This window comes from Psychromonas sp. Urea-02u-13 (genome assembly GCF_002835995.1).
Classification (GTDB): domain Bacteria; phylum Pseudomonadota; class Gammaproteobacteria; order Enterobacterales; family Psychromonadaceae; genus Psychromonas.
On sequence record NZ_PJBZ01000135.1, the window covers coordinates 1 to 6,315 of the forward strand.

The 6,315-nt window shown below is 36.3% G+C and carries 6 protein-coding genes; 3 read left to right on the forward strand and 3 right to left on the reverse strand.

The features are described 5' to 3' along the window. The first annotated feature begins 194 nt into the window (after window positions 1-194). Window positions 195-560, forward strand: coding sequence for a sirohydrochlorin chelatase (locus CXF74_RS20290; protein WP_101084344.1), 366 nt, complete (start codon window positions 195-197; stop codon window positions 558-560). 137 nt (window positions 561-697) lie between these two features. On the opposite strand, the gene CXF74_RS20295 is transcribed toward CXF74_RS20290, so the two are convergent. After that, window positions 698-1,354, reverse strand: a complete 657-nt coding sequence (locus tag CXF74_RS20295) for an NAD(P)H-dependent oxidoreductase (RefSeq protein ID WP_101084345.1) — start codon at window positions 1,352-1,354, stop codon at window positions 698-700. Window positions 1,355-1,436: 82 nt separating this feature from the next. Further along, window positions 1,437-1,727: a putative quinol monooxygenase gene (locus CXF74_RS20300; RefSeq protein WP_101084346.1), complete on the reverse strand. Its 291-nt coding sequence runs from the start codon at window positions 1,725-1,727 to the stop codon at window positions 1,437-1,439. Between the two features lie 312 nt (window positions 1,728-2,039). On the opposite strand from CXF74_RS20300, the gene CXF74_RS20305 reads away from it, so the two are divergent. Further along, window positions 2,040-2,972 carry a LysR family transcriptional regulator gene (locus tag CXF74_RS20305; RefSeq protein WP_101084347.1) on the forward strand — a complete coding sequence of 311 codons (933 nt, stop codon included), beginning with the start codon at window positions 2,040-2,042 and terminating at the stop codon, window positions 2,970-2,972. Window positions 2,973-3,335: 363 nt separating this feature from the next. After that, window positions 3,336-5,375 carry a sensor histidine kinase gene (locus CXF74_RS20310; RefSeq protein ID WP_198552938.1) on the forward strand — a complete coding sequence of 680 codons (2,040 nt, stop codon included), beginning with the start codon at window positions 3,336-3,338 and terminating at the stop codon, window positions 5,373-5,375. Window positions 5,376-5,834: 459 nt separating this feature from the next. Here CXF74_RS20310 and CXF74_RS20320 read toward each other — a convergent pair. After that, window positions 5,835-6,315: GGDEF domain-containing protein (locus tag CXF74_RS20320; protein WP_157822479.1), on the reverse strand; the 481-nt coding region annotated here is incomplete at its 5' end.

Here is a 6,315-nt window from a genome sequence, read left to right on the forward strand (position 1 = left end):
GAAAATTGATGAATCTAGAATTACTGGTAAGCTGTTTTCTTACTGGTTGAGCTTATCTTTATAAGAAAAGTGATCTTATTTCTGATTCGTTCGTATTACGCTACATAATTACGCTACATAATTACGCTATCTAATTACCCTATATAATGACGCCTAATTAACTTTTCTAGCATATTAAAATTAAGAGAGTCACAATGAAAGCGTTATTATTGATCGCACATGGCAGTCGTCGAGAGCAATCAAATCAAGAAGTATTTACTTTAGTAGAACAGCTGAAAGCGACACATTTAGCGGGTTATGAGCTTTATCAGGCGGGTTTCTTAGAAATTGCGCAACCGAGTATTTTAGATGCGATTGAAAGTAGTGTTAATGAGGGCGCATCTTCGGTGGTTTTATTGCCTTACTTTCTTAATTCTGGCAACCATGTTGTACAAGATATTCCCAATATCATCAATCAAGCTAAGCTAAAACACCCTAATTTAGCCATTCATGTGACAGAGCATGTAGGGGCATCTGACCTGATGTTAGATCTTATTGTTGGGCTGGCAAAAAAGAGTTAAGATCCATAAATTGATATCATTTATCGCACCATCACCTATCACAACCATCACTTATCGAAATTAGGATTACCTCTGAAAGTCAGAGGCAATCACACAAGGGTATTTAGTCACAGCCCCAAATTATAATCATTACTGGTTTATAAAATTTGAATGACTTGCTCAGTACTTAGTCGTGATTTAGGTAGTGGCTGATTATAGTCTTGTGCTTGGTCATGGTAACCAATAGCTAATGCCACATCACAGATATAACCGTCTAATTCTTTTGCAAAAACATCACTAATCAGTTCGCTATCAATACCTTCCATCGTTGTAGAGTCAATATTTAAGCGTGCGAGGGTATGCAAAGTATTACCCAATGCAATATAGGTTTGCGCTTTTGTCCAAGATGCATTGTTACCAGCTTCATCTGTATTTAAGTCTACAAAGGCATAGGCTCCAAAAGCTTGTTCACGTTGCGCTTCAGTGCTGCGCTTATTGGCAATATCTTGATTAATTACTTGTGCGTAATCCTCGCGTTTATATTGCGGGTTATGAGCAAATAAAATGATATGTGATGCTGTTTTAGCATGTGGTTGATTAAATTGGAATTTATTGGCAAAGGTATCATGTAAGCGTTGCTTGGCTTGGTCACTTTCAATGATTATAAATTTCCAAGGCTGTGAGTTAATTGACGATGCAGATAAACGCATAGCTTCGCTGATAATAGTTAAGTCTTGCTGTGAAACACGTTTGTCAGCATCATATTTTTTAGCTGTATAACGTGTTTGTAAGTCTGCGATAATTGGATGTGTCATATTTCTTTCCTAATTTAACCTATTTTAGTCATTACATTATAAATATTCAGTAAAAGCGCTCATTAACCAGAAATCAGGTTATTTAAGCTATTTTAGTCATTTCATTTAAGACAAATTTTTCTACAGCATCTTGGGTTGCGGCGACATAGCTGGCAATATGTTGGCTTTCTAAGTGCGTTTGTAATAATGCTTTTGACGCCCAGTTTTCGTAAAAAACGAACTGCGCTGGATTATTATTATCTTGGTGTAAGTCATATTGCAGGCAACCTGGCTCAGCACGTGTGATGGTGATCAGTTTTAACAGTTCTGATTTTACTAATTCAATGTTGTCCGTTTTAGCTAAGATGCTAGCAACGATAGTGATTGTGCTCATATTGGTTTTCCCATTGCTGTATATTCAAAACATAATGTAACTACTCAGTACATCGCTATTTAAGGTATGTTCAAAATAAAGCTTCAGTTATCTGACGATAACCGTGTTTAAAATGCTCATTTAAACGACTAAACTGCGCTTTTTCGCCTTGAACTAAGCATAAATAGCTTAGTCCTGAGCAGTTACTGTCTATTTTCGTATAAAATGCACACGTTTTAGCAGGGTGCTGAGTAGTTACAACATAATAACGATTGGTTTACACGTTAGTAACAGGGTAATATTTGAAACATTATCAAAAAATATTTGAGAACCATGCTAATAGAAGACTTACAAGTAATATTAAAAGTGGCTGAGTTTCGCAGTATTACTGGTGCTGCTGAAAGTCTAGATATGCGTACTGCGACAGCTAGCGCAGCTGTTAAGCGTGTTGAGGCTTCTTTAGGTGTTGAGCTTTTTCTACGCAGTACGCGTCGCTTACGGCTTTCTGCTGCTGGAGAGCGTTACCTACCACAATGTGAACAAGCCTTAAAAATGTTATGCACTGCTAAACAAAGCATGAAAGACGAGCTTGATATTGTTGATGGTGAGTTGCGTATTGCCATTTCATCGGATTTAGGCCGAAATATGGCATTGCCTTGGTTAGATGAGTTTATGGAAAAGCACCCTAAAGTCAGCATAAGGGTGAGCATAAGTGATAGTAACATCGATTTTTATCGAGATTCTGTGGATGTGGCACTGCGTTACGGCTCACCAACTGATGCAAGTGTCTATGGCTTTAAAATTTGCGATGTACCGGGAATATTATGTGCTGCTCCGGATTATCTTAAAAAGCACGGCACACCCTCACATCCTGCACAATTAAATGATTATAATGGCCTTTTTTATCAAATGTATGGCGTTGTTTATGACCAATGGGAATTCACCAAAGGTGATGAAAAGGTTAAGGTAAAAATGACCAGTAATCGTATTAGTAATGATGCAGATTTAGTCAGACGATGGTGTGTTGCAGGACATGGTTTTGCTACAAAATCGAGTTTAGATATGTCTGCAGATTTACTGGCAGGCAGGTTAGTCAATGTATTACCTGAATATCAACCTCGTTCTACAGAGTTATGGTTAGTGTGTTCAAATAAACAGTCGATTACCCCTGCAGTACGCTTATTACGTGATACTTTAAGAATCAAGTGCAGTGACATATTTCAGCAGATGTTCAAACAGGGCATCTTAAAGCAACCCCCCAACTAATTGATTAATGTTGCTTGTTAAAAGAAACGATTGCTATGTTGGATTTTTGCAAAGGGAACAACCGTTTTCAGTTATTTTAACTTTAAACTCGTTTGTTTATTAAACATAAACTCAGGTAAAGAAAGTCATGGAATGGGTATTAGGTAAATGTGATCTGAAGCTACCATCTTCGTTTTATAAACAGGCTTAGTCTTGCGAAAAGTGAAGTTACAGTGTACCTTTAGTTGGTCATTTAATTATTTTTCTTTTAACAAACTCGTATAAATTATTTTAATATAAATATATTGTTTTAGTGGTCAATAACTTACGAATATAGAATAGACTGAAGCCCATCGTGGATGAATACGTTGTTATGGAATAATAATGCTGCATAAAGATGAAATCAAAATTCTTCGTACCGTCAAGCTTGCGCCTATTTTTGTTGCTATATTTTCACTCCTCTATATTTTCATCCTCTATGAAAACCATCAGATTCAGTTTAAGCAAGAAATTGAGCAATTAAAAAAGCAATCAATGCTGGAAATGGAAACGTTACTTAAGTCGACTGTGATGCGCGTTTATGATGTTATAAAAACGGAAAAATCTTCCTCTACTGAAAAAATAAAAAGTAACTTGCAAGCGCGCGTACGCGAAGCACATGCGATTGCTATGTCTATTTATCGTAATAATAAGCATCGTAGTCAGGATGAGATCAAATCATTAATTTCAGATGCATTAAGAGACATTCGCTTCAATAATGGGCGTGGCTACTTCTTTATTTATGATAGTGCTGGCACTTCTGTAATGCATCCTATTTTACCGCATATTGAGAATACTAACCTTTGGGATTTCCAAGATGTTAAAGGTCATTTTGTTATTCAAGAGTTAAGTGAGATAGCCAAAATTCAGGGGGAAGGAGTATCAACTTGGTGGTGGAAGAAACCCTCAGATAAACAAACAGAGTATGAAAAGATTGGTTACAGTAAACATTTTCCTCCCTTTAATTGGTTTATTGGCACGGGTGACTATATTGCTGATTATGAACAAGAATTAAAAAAAGAACTACTCACAAGCATTAATAAAATACGTTTTGGCAAAGAAAGCTATATTTTCATTATTGATAAACAGGGGCATTACTTAAGCCATATAGAACAAAGTTATATTGAACAAAATAGAATAAATTATCGTGAAACAAATGCTGATGCGATCACCAAAGAGGTGTTATTAATCGCACAAGCTGGTGAAGGTTTTATTTCTTATACTGGCAGTGTCAAGCCAAGTGTTAGGGAGCCGTCACGTAAACGTTCCTTTGTAAAAGGGTTTGATGATTGGCAATGGGCGATTGGCAGTGGTGCTTACTTAAACGATATCGATAACATTGTCGCGCTTAAAAAAGCGCAATTAAATAAAGTTAATAATGCCGCATTAATACAAAGCATCATTGTCAGCCTTGTTGTTTCAGCGCTGTTGCTTTTTTTAGCGTTACTTTTTTCCAATGTTATTAAAAATCGTTTTCAAAAATATCAGAAAAAAGTAAGCCAAAATACGCTTGCTTTGCGTAAATTAAATGGAAGTTTAGAAGAGCAAGTGTTTAAACGTACTGGTGCATTAGAATGCTCAAATACAGAGTTAGCATCAACACTTACTCACTTAAAATCGATGCAGAGTAAATTAGTTGAGTCTGAAAAAATGGCCTCTATGGTGGGGGTTGTGTCTGGTATTGCACATGAACTGAATACGCCACTCGGCATTATGGTTACCGCCACGACCCAAGTAGATAAAGAAGTAAAATCTTTCTTTGAAAAACTACAGACTCAACAGCTAACACGTAAAGATCTACAACAAATCGAGAAAACCTGGGCATTGGGTTACAAATTATTGCACGATAATTTACAGCGTGCAGTGCAGTTAGTACATAATTTCAAATCATTATCGATTCATAACAATGCCGATGAATTGCAAATATTTGCAATGAAGTCATTACTTGATTCATTTTCAAATGTATATATAAATCGATTTAGTGATCTTGGCATGCAATATAATGTTGATGTGCAAAATGAGCTGATTTTAACCAGCTACCAATCGGTATTAACCGATGTGTTGATACAACTGATACAAAACTCTCTCACTCATGCTTTTGAGGAAACCTTGTCCCCTTGCATTAATATCAAGGCAGTGCGTCACGATGATGTAGTGGAAATTAATTACTCTGATAATGGTAAAGGTTGTGTGAACATCGATAAGATATTCGATCTGTTTTATACCACTAAACGAGGATCTGATTGTATCGGCCTAGGGTTACCCATTGTTTATAATCAGGTTGTGCATAAGCTATCGGGTTCAATTACGTGTGTCCCTTCTGAGCACGGCAGCTTACAGTTTCTTATCAACATTCCATTAACACTACTTGCAACGAATGAATAAATAAATGAGGCTGTTGGCGTCATCACTCGCCTCAATTAATTTATGGCTATATCAGTGAATTCTCAGAGAGCGGGTTAATGACCAAAGTTGACTAGTTCATTGTTTTTTCTTTGCTGTAATCATCAAAGGCGTACAGTGATGCTCCAAAAAGTAACCCTATTGAAAGAATGGAACTCACATTAATGCCTAGGAGCTGAAGCTGGTTTTGCACAATAAAAGAAAGTACTAGCGAAGCACTGGTAATCGCTAGCATGAGAAAAAATAACGTATAACTTAATTTCATGACTTTTACCTATAGATTATTAGTGTCGTTCAACGGATGTTGTTTGCGCTCCTTTTGGTCAAAAACAACCAAATAAAATATAGTTTAAATGTTTTTACTGTCAATAAAGGAAACCACTACACGTGCTATTTTCTTTCTTTTATCTTGAAAGCTAATGATTTTTAACAGTATGTTTTTTATTTTTCTTCTAAAATAACTTGGTTACGCCCTGAGTTTTTCGCTGTATAAAGCGCTTTATCGGCACGCTGAAAGATTGTTTCTTTATTATCTGTTGAATGAGATTGGGTCACACCCAAACTACAGGTTAGTTTTAGTGCTTCTAAGAACTCAAACTGTTCAATGATTTCTCGTATTTTCTCTGCCACTATTTCTGCTTGTAATAACGTCGTTTCAGGACAAATGATCAAAAACTCTTCTCCCCCCCAGCGGCCTAACAAGTCTAATTGTCTAATGTTCTGTTTTAGAATGAGTGCAATATCTATTAAAACGTCATCGCCCACGTTATGGCCGTGGTTATCATTTACTTGCTTAAAGTGATCAATATCAATCAGTATCAGTGAAAAGTTGCTCTGGTAGCGTTTACAGCGTTCAAACTCGAGATCAAAGCTATTGTTGATAAATAAACGATTAGGAATTTGTGTGAGAGTATCGGTGATA